Origin of the sequence: Duncaniella muris (assembly GCF_003024805.1) — a bacterium.
Classification (GTDB): domain Bacteria; phylum Bacteroidota; class Bacteroidia; order Bacteroidales; family Muribaculaceae; genus Duncaniella; species Duncaniella muris.
Genome location: NZ_PUEC01000011.1, coordinates 70,422 through 96,045 on the forward strand (window position 1 = coordinate 70,422; position 25,624 = coordinate 96,045).

A 25,624-nucleotide genomic window follows, 5' to 3' on the forward strand; every position below is an offset into this window, starting at 1 on the left:
TCTAAAGCATGAAAGTAGCAATTGTTGGCGTCAGTGGCGCCGTAGGTCAGGAGTTTCTCAGGGTCCTTGACGAACAGAACTTCCCGATTGACGAGCTTCTGCTCTTCGGATCGGAACGCAGTGCGGGTAACACCTATGAATTCCGTGGCGAGAAACACACTGTGAAACTCCTCCAGCACAACGATGACTTCCAGGGTGTTGATTTCGCATTCGTATCGGCCGGAGCCGGTGTCTCACGCGAATTCGCCGAGACCATCACCAAGCACGGTGCGATCATGATTGACAACTCAAGCGCATTCCGCATGGACGCCGACGTGCCCCTGGTAGTACCCGAAGTCAACGGCGAAGATGCCTTCAACACACCTCGCGGCATCATCGCCAACCCCAACTGCACCACAGCCATCATGGTAGTGGCTCTCAAGCCACTCAATGACATCTCGCCAATCAAGCGCGTCCATGTCGCCACCTATCAGGCAGCAAGCGGTGCCGGCGCTGTGGCTATGGCCGAGCTCGAAAAGCAGTATGCCGAACTCGCCGAAGGCAAAGAGCCGACCGTCGAGAAATTCGCCTATCAGCTTGCCTACAACCTCATTCCCCACATCGACGTGTTCCTTGACAACGACTACACCAAGGAAGAGATGAAGATGTATAACGAGACCAAGAAGATCATGCACGCTCCTGAGCTTGAAGTCAGCGCCACCTGCATCCGTGTCCCGGTGATGCGCGCCCACAGCGAAGCTGTCTGGGTTGAGACCGAGCAGCCCATCAGTGTCGAGCAGGCCCGCAAAGCCTTTGAACAGGCTGAAGGTCTGGTGGTTATCGACGAACCTGCAGCCAAGAAATATCCTATGCCTCTTGATGCCGCAGGCCAGGACCCCGTCTATGCCGGCCGTCTGCGCAAAGACATTGCCAACCCCAACGGACTCACCTTCTGGCTGGTCGGAGACCAGATCAAGAAAGGTGCCGCACTCAACGCCGTGCAGATCGCACAGTACATGCTCGCACACCCCCGCGGCTGATACATTTTTTGACACATCTGTCTGAAACTCACTGATATTTTTCCTCCTTCCTATTTGTGAGGGAGGAAAAATTTTTGTATTTTTGCCGGACGAATCATCCATAAGCAAAACGGTATGACACCTCTCCTCCGCTTCAGGATGACAATGTCTGATACCAAAACTTATTATAATTATCTCTATTTAAATAGATTACATACCACTATGAGTAAAGAAAAAAAATTCTTGACCTGTGATGGTAACCAGGCTGCCGCTCACGTGAGCTACATGTTCTCGGAAGTTGCCGCCATCTACCCCATCACTCCCTCGTCAACGATGGCTGAATACGTGGACGAATGGGCTGCCGCCGGTCGCAAAAACATCTTTGGCGAAACCGTGCTGGTACAGGAAATGCAGTCTGAAGGCGGTGCCGCCGGAGCCGTTCACGGTTCTCTTCAGGCCGGTGCCCTCACCACAACCTACACTGCCTCTCAGGGCCTTCTCCTGATGATCCCCAACATGTACAAGATCGCCGGTGAACTCCTTCCCTGCGTGTTCCATGTTTCGGCCCGTACACTCGCTTCTCACGCACTCTCGATTTTCGGTGACCATCAGGACGTGATGTCTTGCCGCCAGACAGGCTTCGCAATGCTCGCCGAAGGTTCTGTTCAGGAGGTCATGGATCTCGCAGGTGTGGCCCACCTCGCAACCATCAAGAGCCGCGTGCCCTTCATCAACTTCTTCGACGGTTTCCGTACTTCTCACGAAATCCAGAAGATCGAAGAGATGGATCAGAACGATCTCGCTCCTCTGGTTGACCAGCAGGCTCTCGCTGAATTCCGTTCACGCGCCCTCAACCCCGAAAAGCCCGTCGCACGCGGCATGGCTGAAAACGGCGACGTTTTCTTCCAGCACCGTGAGGCTTGCAACGAATACTACGACCGCGTTCCTGAAATCGTTGAGGAATACATGAAGGAAATCACCCGTATCACCGGTCGTGAATACGGTCTCTTCAACTACTACGGCGATCCCGAAGCCGAACGCGTAATCATCGCTATGGGTTCTGTTACCCAGGCCGCTCAGGAAGCCATCGATCACCTCCGTGCAAACGGCGAAAAGGTAGGTCTCGTTTCCGTTCACCTCTATCGTCCCTTCTCTGCAAAGCACTTCCTCGCCGCTGTCCCCAAGACTGCAAAGCGTATCGCCGTGCTTGACCGCACCAAGGAACCCGGAGCAAACGGCGAGCCCCTCTATCTTGATGTCAAGGACTGCTTCTACGGCCAGGCCGATGCCCCCGTTATCGTCGGTGGCCGCTACGGTCTCGCTTCAAAGGACACCACTCCCGCACAGATCCTCGCTGTGTTTGAAAACCTCGCCCTCCCCACTCCCAAGAACCACTTCACAGTGGGTATCGTGGATGACGTTACCTTCACTTCACTTCCCCAGAAGGAAGAGATCGCTCTCGGCGGCGAAGGCACTTTCGAAGCCAAATTCTACGGCCTCGGTGCTGACGGTACTGTAGGTGCCAACAAGAACTCCGTGAAGATCATCGGTGACAACACCAACAAATACTGCCAGGCATACTTTGCATATGACTCAAAGAAGTCAGGCGGTTTCACCTGCTCACACCTCCGTTTCGGCGACGATCCCATCCGTTCTACCTACCTGGTGACCACTCCTAACTTCGTGGCATGTCACGTGCAGGCTTACCTCCACATGTATGACGTTACCCGTGGTCTCCGCAAGGGCGGCACATTCCTCCTCAACACCATCTGGGAAGGCGAGGAACTTGCCAAGAACCTCCCCAACAAGATCAAGAAATACTTCGCTGACAACGACATCACTGTCTACTACATCAACGCAACCAAGATCGCTCAGGAAATCGGCCTCGGCAACCGTACCAACACCATACTCCAGAGCGCATTCTTCCGCATCACCGAAGTGATCCCCGTTGATCTCGCTGTAGAACAGATGAAGAAATTCATCGTCAAGAGCTACGGCAAGAAAGGTCAGGACGTTGTCGACAAGAACTACGCAGCCGTTGACCGCGGTGGCGAATACAAGCAGCTCCCCGTCGACAAGGCCTGGAGCAGCCTCGCTGAAGACGCAGCCGCTGCAAACAACGATCCCGAATTCATCAATAAGATCGTTCGCCCCATCAACGCCCAGGACGGCGACCTCCTCAAGGTCAGCGACTTCGTGGGCCGCGAAGACGGCACCTGGGAACAGGGCACTGCCGCTTACGAAAAGCGTGGCGTAGCAGCCTTCGTCCCCGAATGGCTCGAAGAAAACTGTATCCAGTGTAACAAGTGTGCTTTCGTCTGCCCCCACGCCGCTATCCGTCCATTCGTACTCGACGAAAAGGAAATGGCAGCAGCTCCCTTCGGCGACGACAACACCATCCCCGCAATCGGCAAGCAGTTCACCGGTATGCGCTTCATCCAGAGCGTCGACGTTCTCGACTGTCTCGGCTGCGGCAACTGTGTGCTCGTCTGCCCCGGCAAGAAGGGCGTGAAGGCTCTCGAAATGAAGCCTCTCGAAACCCAGCTCGACGTTCAGAAAGAATGGGACTTCTGCGTTAAGGAAGTAGCTTCCAAGCAGGATCTCGTTGACATCAAGAGCAACGTCAAGAACTCTCAGTTCGCAACTCCGCTCTTCGAATTCTCCGGCGCTTGCTCAGGCTGCGGTGAGACTCCCTACGTGAAACTCATCTCTCAGCTCTACGGCGACCACGAAATCGTAGCCAACGCCACCGGCTGTTCTTCAATCTACTCAGGCTCTGTTCCCTCGACTCCCTACACCACCAACGCCAAGGGTCAGGGTGTGGCATGGGCCAACTCACTCTTCGAAGACTTCGCTGAATTCGGTCTCGGTATGTCTCTCGCCCACGAGAAACTCCAGGCCCGCATCGCAGGTCTCATGCAGCAGGCTCTCGAATGCCCCTCTTGCAGCGCCGAAATCAAGGAACTCGCAGGCAAATGGCTCGAAAACCGCACCGACTTCACCGTTACTTCGGAAGTTGCCGAGAAGATCGTTCCTCTCTGCGAAGCCTGTGGCTGCGACGTATGCAAAGGCATCCTCGCCAACAAGGAACACATCGCCAAGCGCTCACAGTGGATCATCGCCGGTGACGGCGCCGCTTATGACATCGGCTTCGGCGGTCTCGACCACGTGCTCGCAAGCAACAAGAACGTCAACGTCCTCGTGCTCGACACCGAGGTTTACTCAAACACCGGCGGTCAGTCTTCAAAAGCAACCCCCATCGGTGCTATCGCCAAGTTCGCCGCTGCCGGCAAGCGCATCCGTAAGAAAGACCTCGGCCTCATCGCCTCTACCTATGGTTACGTATATGTGGCCCAGGTGGCTATGGGCGCCGACAACGCTCAGACCCTCAAGGCCCTCCGCGAGGCTGAAGCTTATGACGGTCCCTCACTGGTAATCGCCTACTCACCCTGTATCAACCACGGCATCCGCGCCGGTATGGGCCACGCCCAGGAAGAACAGGCCAAGGCTGTTGAATGCGGTTACTGGCACCTCTGGCGCTACAACCCCGCACTCGAAGAAGAAGGCAAGAACCCCTTCTCTCTCGACTCCAAGGAGCCGCAGTGGGATAAGTTCGAAGACTTCCTCAAGGGTGAGGTGCGCTACGCTTCCGTAATGAAGCAGTATCCTGCAGAAGCTGCCGAACTCTTCGCAGCTGCCAAGGAAAACGCTCAGTGGCGCTACAACAACTACCGTCGCCTCGCTCAGCAGCAGTGGGGTGTTGAACCAGCTCCCGAAGTGAAATAATCTTTCACTCTGAGATAAAAACTGACTCCTCCCTGAAGCATCCGTGAAGTGATGCCTCAGGGAGGCTTTTTTATGTAAAAAACGTCGTTGTTAACTAAAATTAACTATTGGGGGGGGTAATTTATTAAATAGTGTCTACCTTTGCAAACAAACACAAATCAATCATAATAAAAATTCACACACTAAGTTTTTTAGCTATGAAAAAAAGATTATTGTCAATTGCGTTGCCTGTAGTGGCTTGTTTTGGATTTATGTTGACATCATGCGGCAGTGATGATGACGGCAATGGAATCCCCGCTCTCCCGACTCCGGAGTATGAAAGCTCAAGTGCGAAGTATGAAATGTCGGCCGGCAGTCCTTACCGTTCCATCGAATTCACGTCAAGCGGCAACTATGTGATCATCGCAAATTCAGCCTCGGATTACTCCTACGCCCCTGCGGCAGCTGTAGCTGAAAAGCAGACCGCGGCAAGCAAGACAGTGGCATCGGGCATGTTCCGCAAGAAGGAGGCAGATCGAGTGTCGCGCGCCTATTTCAACGGAATCTATTACGGCACCTACACCAAGACCGGTGACAACCAGTACAATCTCCAGGGCTTCGGCACCATCACCGTCAATACCGGCGGCGACAACGCTTATTCTCTGACAGTGACCACTTCGTCAGGTTCGCAGACCCTTGCGGCAACAAAGGCCGTGGCTGACAAAGACAGCGACCGCACAAATGCCCTCTGCCGCACCTGGAACTTCGACAAGATCAACCTCAAGGTCTGGATCAACGGGTCAAAGAAGTATGACAGGACCGTACCTGCCAACAAGATAAACGATTTATTGGAAGAGTGGGGCGATGACGGCTGGGAGGAAGACGAGATTCCCCGTCAGGTCATCTTCACCAAATCAGGCACCTACATGGTCCTCTATGGTCTCAACGATTATTCTAACAATTCACTCGACATCTCTTCATGGCGCTGGGAGAACGAAAGCAAGGGCATCATCCGCTATTCCTGGGATATCGGTGACTTTGACGACGATGACTCCGGCTTGATCACCACAAGCTTCAGCGGCAAGAATATGACCATCTGGGAGGAATATTCTGAAGAAGAAGACGGGGATAACTACCGCGAGAAGATCACGTGGTATTTCTCGGAAGCGAAGTAAGCTTGACCTGACCTGATCTCCACGCTGACTTTGTGCAACCTTTCAATACACAGCGGCTATAAGCAATTTCATAAAATAAGTTTTAGAGGGTGTTTCATAACAAGAGTTAAAATCTGAGTGGTGTATCTTTTAGATAAATTGTTGCAAGGGAGGAAGAAGCATAGCGAGCTATGCGACTGACGAGCTTCAACAATTTAGCAAAAGAGACACCAAGGCTCAGGTAACTTAAAATTTTTCACAAATGGAATACTCTATTTACAAAAAGACAATACAATCGCCTCCGAAAGTTTTGAGCGGCTATGGCTCTTCATCTCAGTCACATAGCTCGCTATGCTCCTTCAATTCAGAGCCATATCCATCTCAAATCTTTCGCTCAGATTTTAACTGTTGTTATGAAACACCCTCTTAAGTAAACCAATCATTAATTCATTTACACACATGAAAAAGTTTTTCATTGCTGCCTTTGCAGCAGTATGCGCTCTCGGCGCTTCCGCACAGACTTTCTGGAACTCTGACGCAGCTGACAAGAAAGTGACTCTCGGTATCCGCGCAGGTCTTGACGTGGCCAATGCACGTGCCGATTACGGTGATTTCAAATCTCGCACAAGCTTCCTCGCAGGTGTGTCTGCCGATTTCAACCTTGTGCAGAGCTTCTCGATCAACTCAGGTCTCTTCTATGCAGGCAAAGGCGCCAAAGACATCTCGGCTGACTTCATCGAACTTCCCGTCTACGCATCTTATCGCATGAACTTCGCCGAAGCTTCACAGCTTCAGGTGAATTTCGGCCCCTATTTCGACTTCGGTGTTGCAGGTGATGCCTTCAAGAAAGAAGTAGACTGTGACCGTTTCCAGATGGGCCTCGGTCTCGGTGCCGGCTATACATTCCGCAAATTCTACCTCGGCGTTCAGTATCAGTGGGGTCTGACAGAAGTTGTCAAAGACAGCAAATCTCACTGGGACTGCTTTAACGTATCGCTCGGATATAACTTCTAAGTCAATATAATCCCATAGCCTTTACTCTTGGTCTCCGGAAAGGAGGCTTTAAGTAAGTTCATAATGTGAAAACCACGCAGTGTGGCGGCTCTGCTCTACGGAAGCAGGCTGCCACGCTTTCGTTTTTTCAGTGAATATACGTATCTTTGCGCCCGGTATCAAGGAGGTTGATGCAAAACCGATAGTGGACGTTTGCCGCACTTCCATCCTGACGGTGCCGGAAAAACAAAATCCAAAACTCAGATGACTGTAGGTGAATTCGCGGATCTTGTGAGGGCCAGACTGCCCTATGACGCCAATGGGCAGCAGAACCTGCTCATTGAGGCACTGGCGCGTTTCTGCTCGGCCTCCACCCCCTCTGATTCGGTCTTCATTGTCAACGGATATGCCGGCACGGGCAAGACATCGCTTACCGGCGCGCTCGTCAAGGCCCTCGAAGAGGTACGCAGACCGGTGGTGCTGCTTGCCCCGACCGGAAGAGCCGCCAAGGTGTTCAGCGCCCACTCCGGGCATCCGGCCTATACCATCCACCGCAAGATCTACCGCGGTGCGCCCGGTGAACTCTCAGGAGGCATGACAGTGATGCAGCGCAACAGTCTCTCCGATGCCGTTTTCATTGTCGATGAAGCCTCCATGATCTCTGACAGCCCCTCGGCGGCCGATGCCTCAGGCTTCGTCAGGCAGAGCCTGCTCGAAGACCTTGTGGAATACGTGTTCACCGGTGACAACTGCCGGCTGATACTGCTCGGCGACGTGGCCCAGCTGCCGCCGGTTGGCTCCGCGGAAAGCCCCGCCATGCAGCCTTCGACGTTCAAGGCGCTCGGTCTCCACGTGAGTCGCGCTGTGCTGACCGACACCGTCCGCCAGTCGCGCCGTTCAGGCATACTGCGCAATGCCACCTGGCTGCGCAGGGCCATGCTTCTCGATCCACTTCCCGCTCCGCGCCTGTTCACCGAAGGCTATGACGATGTCAGGGTGGTGGAAGGCGATGATGTGATCGACACTATTGCCGACTGCTACCGCTCCGACGGTCCGGGGGAGACCGCCGTAATCACCCGCTCCAACCGCCGGGCCACCGGCTTCAACCTCGGCATCCGCTCGCGCATCCTCGACTGCGAGGAGGAACTGGTCAGAGGCGAGCGCCTGCTGGTGGCTAAAAACAACTATACCTGGGCCTCGAAAGTCAAGGGCCTCGATTTCATAGCCAACGGCGATGTGGCGGTGGTCAGCCGTGTGCACGGCACGGAGGAGAAATACGGCTTCCGCTTCGCCAGTGTCACCCTCCACCTGCCCGACCGCGATGTAGAGGTGAACTGCCGCATCTTCCTTGAGACTCTGACTGATGAAAGCGCATCGCTCTCGCGCGAGCGCATGGAGCAGCTTGCGCAGGCGCGCATGGCCGATCCTGAAGTCAATGCCCCTGACGTAGCCTATGAGACACGTCTGCGCCGACTTCGCACCGATGAATACTTCAACGCCCTCCAGGTCAAATATGCCTATGCCGTCACCTGCCACAAAGCCCAGGGGGCGCAGTGGCGCAACGTGTTCATCGACATGGGCGGAATAGCCCCTGACCAGCAGGGACTCGAATTTTACCGCTGGCTCTACACCGCCACCTCGCGCGCCACCTCGCGGCTCTACTACATGAACCCGGCACTGGCAGATGACTGAGCGCTCCGGACCGTCCGGCCCGCTGTCTTTCAGTTTGCCACTCCTTATGCGCATTTTGCCACAGAAATAGCCCGATTGCAAAAAAAATTGTAAATTTGCATCTTGAACAAATACGCGTTTCAGTCATGGACAACACCACTCTTTCCGCCTCCTCGTCTAAATGGACCGAGATCGAACACCTTCCCGAATGGGATGAGGAATTCTACCACGTCTATACCGCTAAGAAGCATGGCAAATGGCTAATGCTCAAAACGCTGCGTCCTGAACTGAAGGGGCAGGAGAAGTTCGACCGCATGATCGAGAAGGAGTTTGAGGTGCGCTACAACCTGGCGCATCCCCACATCATCATGATCAATGACTTCGAGGAAGTGCCCGGACTGGGGATGTGTATCATAACCGATGACGTCTACGGTGACTCACTTGCCAAGCTCATCCGCGAGGGCAAAGTGACCGAAGACCATCTCTTCAAAATCCAGCACCAGCTGCTTGATGCCCTTGACTATATCCAGGCAAAGCATCTCGAACACCATCCGCTGTCAACCTCGCGAATAATCTTCACCGAGAACATCGGCAATCTGAAGCTTATCGACGTGGGCTTTGACCAGAACACTCACATCACTCCAAAGGATGTCAGCGAAGACATAAAGAACTACGGCGAGGTGCTCATGGCAGCCCTCGATGCCGCCGGCAGCACCAACCAGCGTCTGCGCCGTGTGGCCGAGAAGTGCATGAACCCTGATCCGGCCAGACGCTATCAGGATGTCAATGCCCTGCGCCTTGCCCTGGCCGACCGTAAGACCAACAATATCTATCTTGCAATAATCGCTTTCCTTGTGGCCATGATAGCCCTGCTTCTGTGGCTTAACTCCCCCTACCGCCCGGAACCTCTCCACAGCTCCCAGTCAACGGAATGCGTGGCTCCAAAGTAAAAAAAGATATGTCAGTAACCGTAAAGGCAATAGAACCCGTAAAGAAGGCCTTGCGCGAATATGTCAACTTCGGAATAGATCTCTATGACGGAAACGACTGTTTTGTGCCGAGCCTCATTTTCGACGAAATCAATACATTGATCCCCTCCAAGAACCCGGCCTTTGACTATTGCCGGGCACAGTCCTTCATGGCTTATCGCGACGGCAAGCCCGCAGGACGCATCACGGCTATAATCAATGACCGTCTCAACTCAACCACAGGCCGCAAGGAGGCCCGTTTCGGATTCGTGGACTTCGTGGACGACTGCGAGGTGACCGACGCTCTCTTCAGTGCCGCCGAGCAGTGGGCCCGCGACAATGGCATGACCGAAATGATAGGCCCGATGGGCTTCACCGACATGGACCGCGAGGGCATGCTTGTGGAAGGATTCGATGAGATGGGCACTATGGCTACCATCTACAACTATCCCTACTATCCCGCCCATGTGGAGCGCCTTGGCTACCGCAAGGACACCGACTGGGTGGAATACCGCATAACCATCCCCGACAAGGTGCCGGAAAAGATGACCCGCATCTCGGAGATTGTGATGAAGAAATATGATCTCCGGATTCTCAAATATACTTCGGGCAAAAAAATAAAGCGCGACTACGGTCAGGAGCTTTTCCGGCTCATCAATGAGACATATGCCAACCTCTACGGCTACTGTTCGCTCACGGAGCGTCAGATTGATTACTATGTCGACATGTATCTGAGCATTCTGCGCCTTGACTATGTAAGTGTGGTGGTTGACAGCAAAGGCAAGCTTGTGGGGGTCGGCATCACGCTCCCGTCGCTCTCGGCAGCCCTGCGCAAGTCGCGCGGACGTCTCTTTCCTCTTGGCTGGCTCCGTCTCCTCCGCGCAATCCGCGGCCACAACGACGTTATTGACCTGCTGCTCATCGCAGTGGCTCCCGAATATCAGTCTAAGGGAGTCAACGCGCTGTTCTTCTATGACCTGCTGAATCTCTATATCAAGAACGGAGTCAAGTATGCTGAGACCAATCTTGAGCTTGAAAGCAACTCGCAGGTGCAGTCGCAGTGGGAATACTTCGAACGCCGGCAGCACCGCCGCCGCCGTGCCTTCCGCAAGCAGCTCTGAACCGCCTTTCCTCCCCCTGGCGTAGCTTCCGGAAGGAAGATAATTACCCCGATCTGTCATGGAAAACAACGACCATCTGAAAATACTGCTGGCAGGTGACGCATCATCGTTTCACCACACCCTGGCCGAGGGTCTCCGGAAACTCGGTCATGAGGCCGTTGTAGCTTCTCACGGAGGCCACTGGCTCGACACCGGACGCGACATCGACACCGGGCGGCGTTGGAAAAACAAGGCCGGCGGTCTGGAGCTATGGCTGCGGTGGCAGCTGAGACTGAAGCAGAAAATGACAGGCTTCGACGTGGTCTCCATCGCCACCCAGAGTTTCATCGAGCTGCGCCCGCACAGAGCGCAGGCTATCTATGACTATCTCCGCGCCAATAACCGCTCGATGTTCTGCACGGCTCTCGGAACCGATTCAAACTATGTGGAGGAGTGTATTGATCCCGCCAGTCCAATACGCTACAGCGAGTTCCGCCTCTTCGGCGCTCAGTCGCCGCTGTGCAAGGCGCAGCCATCACTCGTGTCCGAATGGCTCTCCGAACCGCTGAAAAATTTCGGAAATCACATCTGGGCTACGGCTGACGGTGCCGTCTCGGCCCTCTATGAATATGACGTGGCGCTCCGGCGTGTTCTTCCTCCTGAAAAAATCGCTTATGGCGGCATTCCGATCAATGTCGATGACCTGCAGCCGGTCAGCCTGCCTGACAGGATAGAGAAAGTGCGCTTTTTTCTCGGACGTTACCGCGGGCGCTATCTTGAAAAGGGAACCGATGTGATGGAAGCCGCCGCCCGCGCCGTGGTCGGCCGCTATCCTTCACGCGCCGAGCTGATAATAGTGGAAAACCGCCCCTATGATGAATATCTCGGACTGATGCGCTCGGCTCATGTGGTCCTTGACCAGCTCTACTCCTACACGCCCGCCACAAACGCCCTTCAGGCTATGGCCTACGGGCTTAACACCGTGTCAGGCGGAGCGCCGGAGTTCTATGACTTTATCGGCGAGAAGGAACTGCAGCCGGTGATACATGTAGAGCCTGACTATGAATCCGTTTTCCGGGCCTTGGAGCAGACAGTACTGCATCCCGAAGCCATACGTCCGCGCGGTCTGGCCGGACGGGAGTTCGTCATCAGACACAATCACTATCTGACGGTGGCCCGGCGCAATCTGGAGTTCTGGCAGAACCGTCTGGCCGCCGCAGGCCGCTGTGACGGCAGAAGGGGAGGGGCGTGCCATGAATAAGCGGCCTCTGTCTCTTGAAGTCATGATCTCGACTCTCGGAAGCGACGGCATAAAGCGTGTAGCCGCCATGACGCTGCCGCAGATGGCCGGCGTAAGCTATCTTGTCAGCTGGCAGACGGTAGGAGAGGACTCCTTATTGCCTGAGCAGCTTGAGGCGCGATCAGATGTCAGGGTGATCCGTACCGCTTCCAAAGGGCTGAGCCGCAACCGCAACCATGCGCTTGACCATGCATCAGCCGATGTGTTGCTTATTGCCGATGATGATCTTGACTATATTCCGCAGGGACTTAAGGCCGTCAGAACGGCTTTTGACGCCGATCCGGATCTTGACATCGGTCTCTTCCGCTACAGCAATGGCTGCGGTGGCTATGAGAAGGTCTATCCGCAAAGCCCGGTACGCATAGCCGGGCATCTGCCGAAAGATTACTATACAACATCAATGGAGATTGCCATCCGCAGGGAGGGCCGCTCCGGCTCGCTGAGGTTTCATGAAGAGTTCGGGCTGGGGGCTCCGGTGCTGAAATGCGGTGAGGAAGAACTGTTTCTTCTTTCAGCGCGTCGGGCCGGACATAAGATAGTATTGTTTCCTGTGGATCTTTGTGTGCACCGCGGGCTGACCACCGGAAACCGCCGGGTTGCCGACCGCGGGGTCTACCGAGGCATGGGAGCCGTGACCGCGCTGATCTATCCGCTGACCTTCCTGCCGCGCTTCGTACTGGCGGCATGGCGCGGGAAGAAGCGCGGAATCATGAAATTTTTTCCGGCTCTCATCAATTTTATTTACGGTGCCGCCTACATGGCGCTTCGTGTCAGACCCTTCGGGAGGAGGGCTGCTGACTGATGGGCATCGGAAAACTGCGTGGCGCCCACGGGCTGAGTGCCAAGGTGCTGAAGGCAATGGGCCTATTCGGAGGGGTTCAGGGCGTAGGCATTCTGTGCAGCGTGGTCAGGGTAAAGCTTGTGGCGCTTTGGCTCGGTCCGGGGGGAGTGGCGCTGTTCGGCATTTTCAACAGTGCCGTTGACATGGTAAAGTCATTCTCGCAGCTTGGATTCAGATCAAGTTCCGTCCGTGACATCGCCTCTCATTCCGGAAGCGCCTCGCTGGCAGGGATCGTGGCCGTGGTAAGGCGCTGGGGACTGATGCTCGGCCTTTTAGGCTGCGTGGCGATGCTTGTCGCCGCCCCGTTTCTGAGCAAGTCGACTTTCGGGTCATATGATCGCACCCTATATTATATGGCGCTTGCGATCGCTGTCTTCCTCATGGCTGTCTCGGCCTCTGAAGAGGCTGTGCTGCAGGGCACAGGCCGCTTGCGCGCACTGGCGCGGGCTTCGCTCTGGGGAATGGTGGGCGGTTTGGCCGTTTCAGTTCCTATGTTCTATTTCTTGGGTCTTGAAAGCGTTGTTCCTTCGATCATAGCCTATGTGCTTGTGACCAATCTGGCTCTTATGGGCCGGCGCGTAAAGTTTCCGGGCAAAGCTCTGCGCACAGGGTTGCGCGAAACCTGGCAGGCAGGCCGTCACTTCATCATGCTCGGCATCTATATGACTGCCACCGATGTCATAGCCCAAGTGTTGAACTATGTGTTCATTGCGTGGCTCAACCAGACCGGCGGAGAGAACTCCGTGGGCTTCTATCAGGCAGGTTTCACGATGGTGAACCGCTATCCGGCTCTGATAATGAGCGCAATAGCAATGGAATATTATCCGCGCCTGGCCTCTGTGGCCTCCTCGCCGCTCAGAATCCGCACTTTCGTGGCCCATGAAATGAGGCTGCTGACCCTGCTGCTGACAGCATTCGTGGCCATGTTCGTGCCGCTGGCCCAACTGGCGGTGCGCCTGCTCTACTCGGCTGAGTTTGATGTGGCAGTGCCGTTTGTGACAATCGCTATGGTCGGAGTCATGCTGCGGGCGGTTTCCTATTGCATGTCATATGTCATCCTCGCCAAGGGCGACGGCCCGACATTCCTCCTCACCGAGTCGATAAGCGCTGTGGCCGCGCTCGGCCTGAACATCGTAGCGTTCAGGCTGTGGGGTGTCAGCGGCCTGGGTGTGAGCTACACTCTGTGGTATCTGCTCTATGTGGCGATCATCGCCGTGGTCTACTGCCGTCGCTACCGCCTGCGGGTGCCGCGCCGGCTTGTTTTTGCGGTGTGTCTGGAGGTTGTGGCGATAGCCATCTGCGTGATAGTGGCGATGACCGCCGGCCATCTTTGGGCTCTCGTGCCGGGAGTGCTGACTGCCGCTGTCTCCTTCTATTGCCTGAAAAAGATTTTTTAACGGCACGTACGGCATTGTGTATATTTTTATGAAAAAGGGGTTTTATTTAGATTTATTTTACAATTAACGTATTTTAACTATTGGGGGGGGTAAAAAGTAACATTTTTTATACATTTGCAAAACTGCTTTCTGAAAAAGCTATCTGTTGCTTTGTGTTACAGTGGTAATCTTTGCTATGGAAAAATCTTTTTTTTAGGCTTTGCAGAATGCTCTGATCACTTATTTTTTAAATCTAAACCAAAATCAATACTGATAGAATTATGAAAAAATTTGCCGTTATGCTTGCCTGCATAGTAGTCAGTCTGTTTACAAATGCAAAAGCACCTGAGGTCACAGATGTGTCCGTGACAGGCGAAGGTGTCGGAAACGGAGGCCGTCCGGTGGTTGTGGCTACCTGTGCCGCCAAGAAAGCCGACAAGGTTACTGATGCCGATCTCACACGCTGTGCCGTCAGAGCTGTGCTTTTCAGTGGATGGGTCGATAAATCAAACACTTCGTCATTCGATGCCTCGGTCAGCCATCCCGCAGTTGCCGGAAGCCCTGACGCAGAGGACGCACATGCCGACTATTTCGCAGACTTCTTTGCAAGCGGCGCCGCTTCAAAATATGCCTCGGTGCTTCCTGACACCCGCAAGGTGGTCAAAAGCGGCAAGGTATATCATGTAAGCCAGGCTGTTTCCGTGAATGAGCCGGAACTGCGCCGCAAGTTAGAGAAAGACAATATCATCAAGTCACTCAGAAGCGGATGGTAAACTATGAAAAAGATACTCACCTTTATCGCCGCCCTGCTGATCTCCATAGGAGTATCGGCGCAGGAAAACCAGGTAAAAAGAATCCCCGGAAAGGGCTATGACCCCAATCAGCAGCAATATTCCCAGTTTGAACGCTCGGTGTGGTTCAGCGCCGAGGTGCTCGGCGGTGTGTCGTGCCATCTGCGAGGCCACAACATGGGCCTTGCCGAGGTAGATTTCACCGTAGGCTACCGTTTCTGCCAGTATCTGAAAGTAGGCGTAGGCATCGGTCCGAGATACTACATCGACCAGGGGCCTCTCCGTCGCTCCGACATCAAGTGGGGCATGCCGCTGTTTGCAACCGTCAGAGGCAATCTGATACCCGGCCTTTACCGCACGGTGGTGCCTTACTGGGGCATAGAGGCCGGCGCATCGGTGCGTGACGGCGCATTTTTCCGCCCCACACTCGGCTTGCGTATCGGCGAGCCCCGCAATGCCTTCACCATCGGCATCAGCTACATGGGGCAGGACATAGCCACCTATAATTCCCGGCTGGAGAAGACGTGCAAATACACAAGTTTTGCCTGTCTCCGCCTCGGATATGAATTCTGAAATCCGCTTATCTGAATATTTATGAAGAAAACAGCAATATTAGTAACGGCTGCGATAGGAATCGTTGCCTCATTAGGCTCATGCTCAAAAAAAATCACCACTCCGGTGGCTTCATCCGCGGCCTATTCCTCTTTCGAGACTCAGTGTCTCGGCGTTGAACATGACGGTTCTCAGACCCTTCGGGCTTGGGGCAAAGGCACTTCCAAGGGCGATGCCATAGAGCAGGCCAAGAAAAACGCCGTCTATGATGTGCTTTTCAAAGGCATCAAAGGCACCGGCGAGTGCAATCAGACTCCGCTTGTTCCGGAAGTGAATGCCCGCGAGCGTTATTCGGAATATTTCAATCCGTTTTTCAGCGATGGCGGAGAATACCGCAAGTTTGTCAAAGAGGAAAAAGGCGGTGAGGCCAGCAGGCTTCAGGCCAAGGGAAAATCAATTTCAAACTATGGCGTGATTGTGACTGTAGACCGTGAAGGCCTGCGCCGACAACTTGAAAAAGACGGAGTGCTCAAGGAAGGAACCCGTCATTGATAAATTTGTAAGAGCCATACAGCATACTATTTTAACCTGATCAAAACAATATATAGAATACCATCTTATGAAATTATTTGCAAAAATACTGGCAGGCACCTGCATGGTCCTGTCAGCACAGACACTGCTTGCCGCTCCTCCCAAACTGATGATTGTCCCGGACAAGACCTGGTGTATCGAAAAAGGTTATGTCATCGAGACCGAACGCAATGGAAAAGTGCGTCAGCGCGAGGACTATGACAAGGCTCTTGTCGACCCGGATTTCAAAAATGTGCAGCTTGCCATCTCACAGATCATGGCCGAGCGTAACTTCCCTGTTATCAGCGGAGAGTCGCAGTCTGAAACTGACGATGAGGATGAAATGCTTGACGAAGCCTTTGAGGGTGCCGAAACCGGTTCCGGTGTGCAGACAAATGCCTATGATGAACTGCTCAAGCGCAACAAACCGGACATCACTCTTAAGATCGGCTGGAATATAAACAATGCCGGTTCGATCTATTCGGCAGACTATCGCATCGAAGCCATTGACACCTATTCAAACAAGTCGGTAGCTCCTATCGCCGGCCAGACCGGAGAGATGCGGCGCACAGTGCCTCTGAGCGTGGCTCTCAAGCAGACGGCTAAAAACAATATGGATGACTTCTGCCAGAAATTGCAAACTTATTTTGATGATATCCATGCAAACGGCCGTGAGATCCGCCTTGATGTACGCATTATCGACAACGGTTCGGGCACTACCATGAATCAGGAATTCGAAGGTCAGGAGCTCTCGGAGATCATCTATAACTGGGTGAGCGACAACACTGTCAACCATCAGTTCAGCCAGCGCTCCGGCGGCCGCAACATGGCCCGCTACGATCAGGTGAGAATCCCTCTCAATGGCTCCGACGGTCGTCCGCAGGATGCATCTCGCTGGGTCAAAGGTCTTCAGGACAAGCTGAAATCACTTGGTCTCGTGGCTGAAAACGCATCGACCGGCCTTGGCGCCGCCCGTATCTATATCGGAGAGAAATAACAAGCGTGTAAAATAAAGAACCCTAACTTAAACAAAAATATGAAACTCAGACAGATATTGCTTGGCGCGGCCATAGCCGCAATGCCGGTGGCAGCAGCGGCAGCCGATTGCGAGATCGGTATGGGCATCGCGCCCATAATGGAAGGTGACCAGGTGCCGGCGGCTGTGGCCCGTCAGCTTGAAGCCAAGCTGAAAACGGTGCTGACCCATGTAGGCGTTGCGGCAGGTGACTATGACTGCCAGTTCTTTCTGACCGGACGCTTCGACGAGGCTTTCAGCCAGGAAGCCGGCGGAGTGGGCGGACGTGTGCTTGTGAAGACCAATCTTCAGCTTGCCATCTGCGACGGTGAAAACAGAAAGGTGTTTGCCACCGCCACATTCCCGCTCAAAGGCGTAGGAGCCTCTGACCAGCAGGCGCTCACTCGCGCACTCGGAAGCCTCAATGCCCGGAATCCGGAGTTTATCAACTTTGTTGAGAACGGCAAGGCAAAGATTGTGGACTATTTCGACAAAAACTATCCCACCTACATGGCCAAGGCTCAGAAGGCTTTGAAAGCCCGTGACTATGACGAGGCTCTCTATTGGTCAACGTCGATTCCGGAATGCTGTGCCGGCTACGCACAGGCCGCTGAATTGGCCAGCAGTATCTATCAGGACAAGATCGACTATGACGGCGCCATGCTCCTCGCACAGGCCGAAGGCGAATGGGCTTCAGATCCATCGGCTGAAGGCGGACGCGCGGCCTACGGCTATCTTAGCCGGATTGATCCCTCGGCTGCATGCTATGCCAAAGCCAAGGCTCTCGGAAAGAAGATAAGCGCATCGGTCAGGGAGGATTATGATTTCGAGACCAAGGAGAAATACCGCAATGCGGTCGAACTTGAAAAGCAGCGCATCGACGCTGCCCGCCAGGTGGCTGTGGCCTGGGCTCAGAACCAGCCCAAGACAGTGGTCAAAAACAACTGGATTGCCTGGTGACCTGTCGCCGGATGATGTAAAAACACGCACTTAATATATTACACAACATATAAAAATCAGAAACAGATGAAAATCAACAGACTTATCTTGGCAAGTTGCTTTGTGACTATGTTGGGAACACACGGTATCATGAAAGGCGAAGACGTGAAATTCATGCGCAGTTCGATCTACACGGTACTCGTTAATTCCAATGACCAGAACCAGCGTCTCGACAGAGAGGCTATCGAAACCGACTCGGCCGGCTATGCACTGACTCTTCAGGAATCAGGTCTTTCGAGCCTCGGCGGTGTGCCCCAGATGGTGTTCCCTTCGATCGCTATTCCCGAACAGTTCAATGACCACAATCTCCAGTGGCGTATCATCGACTTTGATGCGCTGACTGCCGATATGACCGATGAAGAAGCCAAGGCCGCCCGCCCCAAAAGCGGCGGTGCCGGCAAGTTCATGAAAGGCCTCGGCGGATCTCTGCTTGCAGGTGCTTCCGGAAAGCAGGAATCTTCGCTTGTCAGAGTGGAAAAGGTGGATGACTACATGCACGCGGCTGTCAACAAGTTCCTTGCCGACAACAAGGTGGCAGACTACATGGTGGCCAAGTGGTATGGCTATAATCCTGAAGGCAAACCCCAGTTCAACACCGGACTCATTCAGGAGCGCGGACTGGAAAACGCTTCTGCCGCAGAGCTGTCAAAGGCAAGTGCCAACGCTGAATTCAAGGCGATGCTTTCTTCTCAGGGCTTCGAACTGCTCAACAACACCTTTGTCGTGGCAACCAACCTGCGTTTCCGCAACAACAAGGCTCTCGCTCAGGAAATCTCTGACATGGTTGGCGGTGCTGCCGCTGTGGCCGCACAGAATGCCGGCGCTCTCGGCAGCCTCGCGGCTTTCGGTGCCAAGAAAGGAACCGAAGCTGCCATCAACGGTCTCATGAAAGATATGTATTCCGTGACCGCCGTCACCAACCTTTATAAGCTCGACTGGAACGATGATATCGACATGGCTCTGAGCGACAAGGTGCTTTACAACGAAAACGCTACCCTGCAGGATCTTCTTGACGCCGGTCTCTGCAAGCTCTCATATGTCGGCCAGACCAAGGCCCGTTCAGGCGTGAAGAAAGACAAGACCAAGACTCTCGACCAGCTCGCCGCTTCGGCAACAGCCCGTGCGATTGATATGGCCCTCGCCAAACTGCAGGTTGAGAATGAAGTGTTCCGCACCACGGTGCCTATTTCAAAATCGGCTGATGGTTTTCTCTACGCAAAGATCGGATCGAAGGAAGGTGTGAATGAAGGAGACGAATATGAAGTGCTCGAACAGCAGCTCGACGAGAAGACCAACAAGATGATCTATAAGAAAGTAGCTTCTGCAAAGGTCGAGAAAAACGGTGTGTGGTTCAACACCACCGGTGCCGATGAAATCATAGCAAATGCCGAAGGTGCTGAGGCTGAGGCCATGAAGGCTGCTCAGGAACTTGGCTATACCAAGCTGAAAGTAGGCAAGAAAAACGATTTCTCAGGCTACTACCTTCGCCTTTCAAAGAAAAAAGGAAAAATCGAATAATGAATTCTGATTTTATTTACAATCTCTGTTTGCATGTGGCAGAAGATGCGATTTTGTAAAAAATCTTGAAACACACAGAAAACATGCCTCTGGAAGCCGTTGCGGATAGTCTGTAACGGCTTCTTCTGCTCATTGACAGCTCACCTCCTGTCCGTATCCGCCGGACAGGGTGGGAGGTCGCATTGACTTCACACAGTGCCCTGCCTGGCAATCCGGCCGTCCTCTTCAGCGCTCAAAACCAATGATTTTTGAGCACTGAACGTTACAATGTCAGGGCTAATCATTATCTTTGTGCTTGGAAAATCTCTTCATCATTTTGAAAAATTGTATAACATACCATCAGAGGGCCCTACAAATATAGTTCCTCTGATGAACAACTCCTGCAATATTTATGAATATGAAATTTTTTAGGGCGGCTGCTGTGAGGTCGTTTCTGATGCCTTTGGTGGCTGTGGTTATTCTTGGGGTCGCGGTGGCGTCGTGTTCGAAAGACGAGGCGCTGTTTGACGCGATTCCGGCTGAGGTCGACAATGTAGGGTTCGTGCGTCTGAAAAGTGTGCTCAGCCAGTCCGGATTCAAATTCGGACCTAATGGAGTCACTACCGATGGTCCCGCTGCTCCGGAAGGCCGCTTCCGGGATCTTGTGGACCTTGCGGATGTCATGGACCGTTCAGGTGTCTGTGATATCGACCGCATGGCCTGGGCAAGGGATCGCGACGGAGTCATTTATGTGACGGCTCTGGTCAGCGACTGCGACAAGTTTGCCGAGGCTACTTCCGGAGAGATCGGATGGACTGAGGCCAAAGACGGTTTCCGGCAGGGCCAGTGGGGCGGTTTCACGGCTCTTACAGGCGACGGCCGCTTCTGGCTGACCGATGCAAAAGATGCCGTCAAGGCTGTCAGAGAGCTGCAGAAGAAAGCCGGGAAGTCTCCGCTGACGGCTCTTTCCGGAATCTGCGGGATGCTTGAAGGCCAGGGGCTGCTCAACATGGCTCTCAGCTGTGATGCCGCAGCAAAGGGCGGCAAGAAGGACGATGGCGCTCAGGCGGCTCAGGAAAGCCTATGGGCCACTATCAGTTGCGATATCAAGGACAATAAACTCGTAGCCGGAAGCGTGGTCATGCAGGCCGACGGCACCACCGTGGCCGCAGACGGACTCCAGCCTGTCAATCAGGCTGTGCTCTCATATATTCCGGATTCGTTCAGCTTCGCCTTTGCCGTAGGGCTGACACCGGATTTCGACTGGAGTGTGCTGACTCAGGCTGTCAGCGCCTTCGGAGGCTTCCAGGCACGCGGCATGATGGCTGTGGTCACTCCCTATCTGCAGTCGATCAACGGCACTGTAATGCTTGCCGCCGGTCCGGCCAATGATCAGGCCTACAGTGAGATCGATCCCGGCAACTGGCACTTCATACTGATGGCCCACATGCCTCAGCAGAAAATCACCGAGATCATGAACATGGTGCGGAACTCTATGTTTGTGGCCGGAATGAGTCCGCGCATGACCGACCAGGGGCTTTTGATCGTGCCGCAATACGGCATGAATCTCTATCTCGGCAATGTCGACGGCTATTTCGCCGTTAGCAACATGCCTTTCGACAATACACGTCAGAACAGTCTCGCGCCGCTCTTCTCCGGCAAGGACGGAGCCGTTATGCTTGAACTGCCATCGCTGCGTAGCCTCAGTCCGGCGGCTCCCGCTTTCGGTTTCAGACTTACCGGCCAGACCGGTCAGGGCAGCACCACGGCCGAACTGGCTCTCACGGGCACAACGCAGCCCATCCTCCAGGCCATACTTTCAGCATTGCTATGATAGAGAACATTGAGTTGAAGAGAGTGCTGCCGCAGGTGTTCCGCGGCAGCGAGAAAGAGGCTCCGGTCAAGGATTCGGAGCTCTGGCTCAGAGAAAGTGTGGTTTTCAGCCGCGGACACAACTATATCATCGAGGCCGAGAGCGGCACGGGCAAATCGTCGCTCTGCGCCTTCATCTACGGAAGCCGCCGCGACTATGAGGGCCGTATTCTCTTCGACGGGCAGGATGCGGCAGCCCTGAGCATCGATCGCTGGTGTGAGCTGCGACGCCGCTCTCTGGCCTATCTGCCCCAGGAGATGCGCCTGTTCCCTGAGCTGACCGTGATGGAAAACGTGATGATAAAAAACCGGTTGACCGATTTCCGCAGCGGTGACGAGATCCGCCGTATGCTTTCGCGCCTTGAGATCGAGGGTAAAGCCGGCGAAAGAGCCGGACGCCTTTCAGTAGGGCAGCAGCAGCGGGCGGCCATCATCCGCGCTCTCTGTCAGCCGTTTGATTTTATTCTTATCGACGAGCCGGTGAGCCATCTCGATGCCCGCAACAATCAGGCCGTGGCCTCTCTCATAGCCGAGGAAGCCGGACGGCAGGGTGCGGCTGTAATCGCCACCTCGGTCGGCAACAAGATCCGCCTTGAAGAGTTTGAGCTGATGAGGCTCTGATATGCACCCTCTTAATCTGTCCGGCGGCTTTGCCTAGACAAATACAACTTCTGAAAATGTCAAACAATACAGTCTGGCGCCTCCTGCGCCACAATATAAGCGCCGGTCAGATAGCCGGCTATGCACTGGCCAGTTTCGTGGGCCTTGCCATAGTGCTTACCGCCATTCAGTTTTACCGAGATGTCAGCTCGGTCTGGAATGACGATGACTCGTTCATCTCCAAAGACTACCTGATCCTATCTAAGCGGGTGGAGGGAGTCAGTGGTCTCTTCGGCCGGTCATCCGCCTCGGCCGGCAACACCCGTTTCAGTGAACAAGATATCGCCGACATAGCCTCGCGGCCCTGGGTCCGCAAGGTTGGCCGCTTCAGCTCGGCCTCGTTCAATGTCTATGCCAAAGTGGAACTCGGCGGCAGCTCGATGGGGTCGGCGCTCTTTCTCGAATCCATCCCTGACGAATTTTTCGATGTCACCCCCAAAGGCTGGACCTATGAGCCGGGCCGTTCGTCATATGTGCCCGTGATTCTCTCCAAAGACTATCTCTCGCTCTACAATTTCGGCTTCGCCACCTCGCGCGGCATGCCGCAGGTGTCAGAAGAAGTGATCGGCATGGTGCCTCTGAAACTCTCGCTCAGCGGCAACGGCCGTCAGGAGTGGGTCGACGCGCGCATAGTAGGCTTTTCCTCGCGTCTCAACACCATAGCCGTGCCTGAGGAATTCATGCAGTGGGCCAATTCGGAATTCTCCGAGACTCCGGCCGAAGCCCCGTCGCGCCTGATCGTGATGCTCGACCGACCGGGCGATCCGCAGGTGGAAAGCTACCTTGAGGAACACGGCTATGAAACGGCCGGCGACCGTGCCGACAACGGCAAGGCCGCATTTTTCCTCTCGGTCGTGACCACGGTGGTCATCGGCGTGGGGCTGATCATCAGCATCCTCGCGTTCTTCATCCTCATGCTCAGCATCTACCTCCTGCTGCAGAAAAACCGCACCAAGATCCATGATCTCATGCAGCTCGGCTACTCACCGGCCCAGGTGTCGCGCCACTACCATCTTATAGTCATCGCCGTCAATGCCGGAGTGCTTTTAACCGCAATGGCAGTAATGCTTGCCGCCTCCGCCTGGTGGAGTGCCCCGCTCCGCGCGCTTGGAAGCGAACCGACAACGGTATGGCTCACGGCCGGTATCGGCATCGGCCTGATGCTCCTGATAACCCTCGGCAACCTCGCGGCCATCACCCGCACCATCCGCCGCAGTTTCTACGCCTGAGTCGGACGCCTTTTTAAACACCATCTTAATTATGGCGAATTCGCCATAATTAGAAATCAGACGGACGGAAATTTTTAACAGTCGGTTTTGATAAATGGAAAAGTTTACATAACTTTGCAAATTAAGAGAACGCAACGGGCTGTCAGCCCCTCTGATACTACCCCTATCCTCGAATCTAATGAAAGTCAAGATCCACAGCGAAGGAATCAATATACTGATAGTTGTCATGCTGATAATGATTGTGATCAATCTGTCGGCATGGATGTTCATCCGTCCCGCTGCGATCCCAACTACTTTCACTGTCATCTCCGCGATCTTCTATCTGCTCGTAGTCAACTTTTTCCGCTCGCCGAAACGTGCCTTTCACGGCGACCGCCACAATGTGGTGGTAAGCTCGGTTGACGGTACCGTCGTGGCGCTTGAGGAAGTATTCGAGCCGGAGGTGCTGCGCCGCCGTGTCAGAATGCTATCGGTATTCATGTCGGTGTTCAACGTACATGCCAACTGGTTTCCGGTTGACGGCGAGGTGCTGATGGTGCGCCACCACAGCGGCCGTTTCCTCAGTGCCTATCTCCCGAAAGCGAGCATCGAAAACGAACGGTCGACAGTGCTTATCCGCGCCACCAACGGCCAGGAAGTGCTCATGAGGCAGATTGCCGGAGCCGTTGCCCGACGGATTGTCACCTATGCCGAACCGGGCGACATCGCCGACATCAAAGACCATATGGGCTTCATCAAATTCGGATCGCGTGTCGACATCTATCTCCCGCTTGATGCCGAAGTCTTCGTCAAGATCGGCGATAAGACCACGGGCGGTGTCTCGGTAGTGGCCCGTCTGCGCGAACATCCTGATGACTAATAAGGTTATCATATAAAACATAGTATCATCAATTGAAATCAATCCGCACTTATATTCCGAATACAATCACCTGCCTCAACCTCCTCTCAGGATGTGCGGCGGTGTTTTTAGCTTTTAATCTCGACCTGCCCACCGCAGGGCTGAGCGCATTGCAGTGGGCTTTCGTGTGCATTGGCGCCGCCGCCGCCTTCGACTTCTGGGACGGCATGTCGGCCCGCCTTCTTCACGCCTATTCGCCCATTGGCAAGGAACTTGATTCGCTGAGCGACCTTGTCAGCTTCGGCCTCGCTCCGGCATTCCTCGTGATGAACACCATGCTTCGGGCCGGCAGTCCGCTCTGGGTGAGCGCATTCGCGCTGCTGATAGCCGTGATGGGTGCCCTGCGTCTTGCCAAATTCAACGTCGACACCCGTCAGACAACCTCGTTCATCGGTCTGCCTATTCCGGCCAACGCCATCTTCTGGGTGGGTGCACTCGCCTGGATCACCGATCACGCCTATCCCGGCGATGCGGTGATGGCAGTGCTCATTGCAGTGGTTTCGCTGCTTATGGTGAGCGAAATAAAGATGTTTTCACTCAAATTCGCCAACCTTTCGCTGCGCGAGAATGTTAGACGTTATGTGATCATGGCGGCCACAGTGCTTTTCGTCATCACCGACGGCGTTTCGGGCTTTGCCTGGACAATTGTGCTCTACATTCTGATCTCGCTTCTTGGCAAGCGCACAGATCCTGACGCATCCGAGGCGGATGATAAGTAACCGTAGACCTCCCCACGGTCAGCATTCAGCAAAACCTTCATCTTTCTGACATGTTAACTTTCTTTGGAACAATACTTATACTCTATCTGGTGTGGCTTATCGTCAAGCCGCTCCTGCTGAGCTATGCCCGGCGGAAATATACCCAGAAGGTCAACGATATGTTTAACCAGGCCTTCGGAGGCGGAACAGAATTCAGCCCCGGAGCATCGCCTTTCGGGCAGCAGCGCAGGCAGCAGCATAAGCCAAGGGGGCGCAAAAAGATATTCAGCCGCGACGAAGGCGAGTATGTGGACTTCGAAGAGATTGAAGTTAAAACCGAATTCTCGGCCTCGGAGACCAATGAAAAACAAGGCTCCTCATACACTCCCCGCGAACCACAGGTAAGCGACGCCGACTGGGAAGAAATCCGCTGAACGGCCACAGCGCGCAGATTGCCTACAGAAATGTCAGATATGTGGTATCCGATGACATATTGACTATTATTACTGTCCGCTAAACTTTTTTTGAGCGATTGAAAAATTAGGGCTGACACCTATTGCAGGAGTCAGCCCTAAATGGTTATTTTGGTGTCGCCAAACAATCCATGAATAACCATGAGTAAAAGTAGTAATTTCTTCGGACAGCCGATATATGGACAGCTGATAAAATCACTCAAT

22 protein-coding genes are annotated in these 25,624 nt (G+C 54.1%); all 22 read left to right on the forward strand.

The annotated features are described in order from the left end of the window. Nucleotides 1–8 precede the first annotated feature (8 nt). The 22 genes from C5O23_RS06170 to C5O23_RS06275 all read left to right on the forward strand — a co-directional run bounded on the left by C5O23_RS06170 (nt 9) and on the right by C5O23_RS06275 (nt 25,381). On the forward strand, nt 9–1,019 hold the full coding sequence (locus C5O23_RS06170) for an aspartate-semialdehyde dehydrogenase (protein WP_107032073.1): 1,011 nt from the start codon (nt 9–11) through the stop codon (nt 1,017–1,019). Between the two features lie 201 nt (nt 1,020–1,220). Continuing rightward, on the forward strand, nt 1,221–4,784 hold the full coding sequence (gene nifJ, locus C5O23_RS06175; protein WP_107032074.1) for a pyruvate:ferredoxin (flavodoxin) oxidoreductase: 3,564 nt from the start codon (nt 1,221–1,223) through the stop codon (nt 4,782–4,784). A gap of 197 nt (nt 4,785–4,981) precedes the next feature. Continuing rightward, nucleotides 4,982–5,938 (forward strand): hypothetical protein, encoded by a 957-nt coding sequence (locus C5O23_RS06180; protein WP_133166513.1) that lies wholly within the window; start codon nt 4,982–4,984, stop codon nt 5,936–5,938. Between the two features lie 438 nt (nt 5,939–6,376). Beyond that, complete coding sequence (locus C5O23_RS06185; RefSeq protein ID WP_107032076.1) at nt 6,377–6,931, forward strand: outer membrane beta-barrel protein; 555 nt, start codon at nt 6,377–6,379, stop codon at nt 6,929–6,931. Between the two features lie 243 nt (nt 6,932–7,174). After that, entirely contained in the window at nt 7,175–8,602 is a 1,428-nt protein-coding gene (locus tag C5O23_RS06190) for an ATP-dependent DNA helicase (protein ID WP_107032100.1), read from the forward strand. 125 nt (nt 8,603–8,727) lie between these two features. Next, on the forward strand, nt 8,728–9,531 hold the full coding sequence (locus tag C5O23_RS06195) for a protein kinase domain-containing protein (protein ID WP_107032077.1): 804 nt from the start codon (nt 8,728–8,730) through the stop codon (nt 9,529–9,531). Between the two features lie 8 nt (nt 9,532–9,539). Beyond that, nucleotides 9,540–10,670, forward strand: coding sequence for an N-acetyltransferase (locus tag C5O23_RS06200; protein WP_107032078.1), 1,131 nt, complete (start codon nt 9,540–9,542; stop codon nt 10,668–10,670). A gap of 58 nt (nt 10,671–10,728) precedes the next feature. Beyond that, on the forward strand, nt 10,729–11,910 hold the full coding sequence (locus tag C5O23_RS06205) for a glycosyltransferase family protein (RefSeq protein WP_107032079.1): 1,182 nt from the start codon (nt 10,729–10,731) through the stop codon (nt 11,908–11,910). Further along, a complete protein-coding gene (locus tag C5O23_RS06210; RefSeq protein ID WP_107032080.1) occupies nt 11,903–12,751 on the forward strand; it encodes a glycosyltransferase family 2 protein in 849 nt (282 codons plus the stop codon). The genes C5O23_RS06205 and C5O23_RS06210 overlap by 8 nt, the downstream gene beginning before the upstream one ends. Then, on the forward strand, nt 12,751–14,187 hold the full coding sequence (locus tag C5O23_RS06215) for an oligosaccharide flippase family protein (RefSeq protein WP_107032081.1): 1,437 nt from the start codon (nt 12,751–12,753) through the stop codon (nt 14,185–14,187). Before C5O23_RS06210 ends, C5O23_RS06215 begins: the two co-directional genes overlap by 1 nt. Nucleotides 14,188–14,447: 260 nt before the next feature. Continuing rightward, complete coding sequence (locus tag C5O23_RS06220) at nt 14,448–14,939, forward strand: hypothetical protein (RefSeq protein ID WP_107032082.1); 492 nt, start codon at nt 14,448–14,450, stop codon at nt 14,937–14,939. A 3-nt stretch (nt 14,940–14,942) separates the two neighbouring features. Further along, complete coding sequence (locus tag C5O23_RS06225; protein WP_107032083.1) at nt 14,943–15,530, forward strand: hypothetical protein; 588 nt, start codon at nt 14,943–14,945, stop codon at nt 15,528–15,530. A 21-nt stretch (nt 15,531–15,551) separates the two neighbouring features. After that, nucleotides 15,552–16,061, forward strand: coding sequence for a hypothetical protein (locus tag C5O23_RS06230; protein ID WP_107032084.1), 510 nt, complete (start codon nt 15,552–15,554; stop codon nt 16,059–16,061). A gap of 67 nt (nt 16,062–16,128) precedes the next feature. Next, nucleotides 16,129–17,076, forward strand: a complete 948-nt coding sequence (locus tag C5O23_RS06235; protein ID WP_107032085.1) for a DUF6175 family protein — start codon at nt 16,129–16,131, stop codon at nt 17,074–17,076. Nucleotides 17,077–17,115: 39 nt separating this feature from the next. Then, a complete protein-coding gene (locus C5O23_RS06240; protein WP_107032086.1) occupies nt 17,116–18,054 on the forward strand; it encodes a hypothetical protein in 939 nt (312 codons plus the stop codon). Between the two features lie 129 nt (nt 18,055–18,183). Beyond that, nucleotides 18,184–19,611, forward strand: coding sequence for a hypothetical protein (locus tag C5O23_RS06245; RefSeq protein WP_153062493.1), 1,428 nt, complete (start codon nt 18,184–18,186; stop codon nt 19,609–19,611). A 397-nt stretch (nt 19,612–20,008) separates the two neighbouring features. After that, nucleotides 20,009–21,424, forward strand: coding sequence for a hypothetical protein (locus tag C5O23_RS06250; RefSeq protein ID WP_133166515.1), 1,416 nt, complete (start codon nt 20,009–20,011; stop codon nt 21,422–21,424). Then, complete coding sequence (locus C5O23_RS06255; RefSeq protein ID WP_370528415.1) at nt 21,421–22,083, forward strand: ATP-binding cassette domain-containing protein; 663 nt, start codon at nt 21,421–21,423, stop codon at nt 22,081–22,083. The genes C5O23_RS06250 and C5O23_RS06255 overlap by 4 nt, the downstream gene beginning before the upstream one ends. A 56-nt stretch (nt 22,084–22,139) precedes the next feature. Next, nucleotides 22,140–23,351, forward strand: a complete 1,212-nt coding sequence (locus tag C5O23_RS06260) for a hypothetical protein (RefSeq protein WP_107032089.1) — start codon at nt 22,140–22,142, stop codon at nt 23,349–23,351. A gap of 178 nt (nt 23,352–23,529) precedes the next feature. After that, nucleotides 23,530–24,210 carry a phosphatidylserine decarboxylase family protein gene (locus C5O23_RS06265; RefSeq protein WP_107032090.1) on the forward strand — a complete coding sequence of 227 codons (681 nt, stop codon included), beginning with the start codon at nt 23,530–23,532 and terminating at the stop codon, nt 24,208–24,210. Between the two features lie 32 nt (nt 24,211–24,242). Further along, the gene (pssA, locus tag C5O23_RS06270) at nt 24,243–24,968 is read left to right on the forward strand and encodes a CDP-diacylglycerol--serine O-phosphatidyltransferase (protein ID WP_107032091.1); all 726 of its coding nucleotides are present in this window, start codon (nt 24,243–24,245) and stop codon (nt 24,966–24,968) included. 50 nt (nt 24,969–25,018) lie between these two features. Next, nucleotides 25,019–25,381 carry a DUF4834 family protein gene (locus C5O23_RS06275; RefSeq protein ID WP_107032092.1) on the forward strand — a complete coding sequence of 121 codons (363 nt, stop codon included), beginning with the start codon at nt 25,019–25,021 and terminating at the stop codon, nt 25,379–25,381. Nucleotides 25,382–25,624: the final 243 nt, after the last annotated feature.

Bases quoted from the DNA above. Each gene is read 5' to 3' on its own strand.
- C5O23_RS06170 (WP_107032073.1), top strand. From the start codon at position 9: ATGAAAGTAGCAATTGTTGGCGTCAGTGGCGCCGTAGGTCAGGAGTTT.
- nifJ (WP_107032074.1), top strand. From the start codon at position 1,221: ATGAGTAAAGAAAAAAAATTCTTGACCTGTGATGGTAACCAGGCTGCC.
- C5O23_RS06180 (WP_133166513.1), top strand. From the start codon at position 4,982: ATGAAAAAAAGATTATTGTCAATTGCGTTGCCTGTAGTGGCTTGTTTT.
- C5O23_RS06185 (WP_107032076.1), top strand. From the start codon at position 6,377: ATGAAAAAGTTTTTCATTGCTGCCTTTGCAGCAGTATGCGCTCTCGGC.
- C5O23_RS06190 (WP_107032100.1), top strand. From the start codon at position 7,175: ATGACTGTAGGTGAATTCGCGGATCTTGTGAGGGCCAGACTGCCCTAT.
- C5O23_RS06195 (WP_107032077.1), top strand. From the start codon at position 8,728: ATGGACAACACCACTCTTTCCGCCTCCTCGTCTAAATGGACCGAGATC.
- C5O23_RS06200 (WP_107032078.1), top strand. From the start codon at position 9,540: ATGTCAGTAACCGTAAAGGCAATAGAACCCGTAAAGAAGGCCTTGCGC.
- C5O23_RS06205 (WP_107032079.1), top strand. From the start codon at position 10,729: ATGGAAAACAACGACCATCTGAAAATACTGCTGGCAGGTGACGCATCA.
- C5O23_RS06210 (WP_107032080.1), top strand. From the start codon at position 11,903: ATGAATAAGCGGCCTCTGTCTCTTGAAGTCATGATCTCGACTCTCGGA.
- C5O23_RS06215 (WP_107032081.1), top strand. From the start codon at position 12,751: ATGGGCATCGGAAAACTGCGTGGCGCCCACGGGCTGAGTGCCAAGGTG.
- C5O23_RS06220 (WP_107032082.1), top strand. From the start codon at position 14,448: ATGAAAAAATTTGCCGTTATGCTTGCCTGCATAGTAGTCAGTCTGTTT.
- C5O23_RS06225 (WP_107032083.1), top strand. From the start codon at position 14,943: ATGAAAAAGATACTCACCTTTATCGCCGCCCTGCTGATCTCCATAGGA.
- C5O23_RS06230 (WP_107032084.1), top strand. From the start codon at position 15,552: ATGAAGAAAACAGCAATATTAGTAACGGCTGCGATAGGAATCGTTGCC.
- C5O23_RS06235 (WP_107032085.1), top strand. From the start codon at position 16,129: ATGAAATTATTTGCAAAAATACTGGCAGGCACCTGCATGGTCCTGTCA.
- C5O23_RS06240 (WP_107032086.1), top strand. From the start codon at position 17,116: ATGAAACTCAGACAGATATTGCTTGGCGCGGCCATAGCCGCAATGCCG.
- C5O23_RS06245 (WP_153062493.1), top strand. From the start codon at position 18,184: ATGAAAGGCGAAGACGTGAAATTCATGCGCAGTTCGATCTACACGGTA.
- C5O23_RS06250 (WP_133166515.1), top strand. From the start codon at position 20,009: ATGAAATTTTTTAGGGCGGCTGCTGTGAGGTCGTTTCTGATGCCTTTG.
- C5O23_RS06255 (WP_370528415.1), top strand. From the start codon at position 21,421: ATGATAGAGAACATTGAGTTGAAGAGAGTGCTGCCGCAGGTGTTCCGC.
- C5O23_RS06260 (WP_107032089.1), top strand. From the start codon at position 22,140: ATGTCAAACAATACAGTCTGGCGCCTCCTGCGCCACAATATAAGCGCC.
- C5O23_RS06265 (WP_107032090.1), top strand. From the start codon at position 23,530: ATGAAAGTCAAGATCCACAGCGAAGGAATCAATATACTGATAGTTGTC.
- C5O23_RS06275 (WP_107032092.1), top strand. From the start codon at position 25,019: ATGTTAACTTTCTTTGGAACAATACTTATACTCTATCTGGTGTGGCTT.